At 58.9% G+C, this 1,019-nt stretch carries 2 pseudogenes; both read left to right on the top strand.

The window, feature by feature from the left end:
* A pseudogene (locus tag NTD85_RS03080) lies at positions 1–823 on the top strand (hypothetical protein); the annotation flags it as partial.
* A 5-nt stretch (positions 824–828) separates the two neighbouring features.
* A pseudogene (locus tag NTD85_RS03085) lies at positions 829–1,019 on the top strand (DUF2599 domain-containing protein); the annotation flags it as partial.

Raw genomic sequence — 1,019 nt, forward strand, 5'->3', positions numbered from 1 at the left:
GTTTGGCTTCAACCTGCAGGACCAGTTGTACAACGGCTATGAGGTCGCTTCGCGGTTGAACGCGCGATACGCCGATACCTCCCCCGCGTGCCGGGGAGATACCGCCTCCCACTATTGCAACGGTGTGTTAATCCGCACTACCGATGTTTCTACTGCCTTTCATTCGTGGAATCCCAGCCCCCAATCCGTCACGGGTAACGGTGTCTCATACACCTACGCACGCGTCGATGCGCTTATCAAAAGCGTCTACAAACCCCAGGGCTTCATCACCCGAGAATCCTTTGCCCCGACCGGCAAGCCGCTGGAAGTGCGCTGCATTTATCCCACCGATGCGCACACAGGTGGCACTCGGGACATTTGCCGGGCGCATGTCGGCATGTGCTCGGAAGTCGGTGTCACAACGGCGGAAGAATGGGTCAGGCGCTTTGCGGCAAACCCCATTCTGGGGTGCGCCTTTGGTACCGATCCGGTCAGTTTTCAACTCGCCACGACCGCGCGCCCCAACTCGAACGATCCGTACGGCTGGAATGAGCTGATCATGGTGCCCTGGTCGGAAGATCAACCCGAACAGCTGCCGCTGGAAGCGTTCACCGCCAATAGTCGCTCCCAGTCGGGAGGTGATGGTCTTACCGGAGCGCGCTTCATGCAATGCGACTATTTTCAGGTCACCGGCCGCTTCATCCCGTTGATACGCGTCAATTTCGGCGCTGCACCGGCAGACGTTTTTACCTATGACCCTGCAGATCAGACGCTTCAGGACACATGCATGTCGAGTTTGTCCCGGGCAATTCCCGACCTCCCTGCTTCATCACGTGATGACTGACCGATATGTTTAGCAAACAAATATCCGGCCTCTTGCTGCTGGCATTGCTCGGAGTTTGCGCCCCACTCCACGCTGCCACCGGCCCGGAAGTGGCCAAACTGCTCAACACGCGCTATCAGAACACCACGGCCGAATGCGTGGGCGAGCATCCTGCGTACTTTTGCAGCGGCGTACTGGTGCGCGGCAGCGCCGAGGC

It is taken from the genome of Pseudomonas sp. 13B_3.2_Bac1, assembly GCF_025466205.1.
GTDB classification, from domain to species: domain Bacteria; phylum Pseudomonadota; class Gammaproteobacteria; order Pseudomonadales; family Pseudomonadaceae; genus Aquipseudomonas; species Aquipseudomonas fluorescens_H.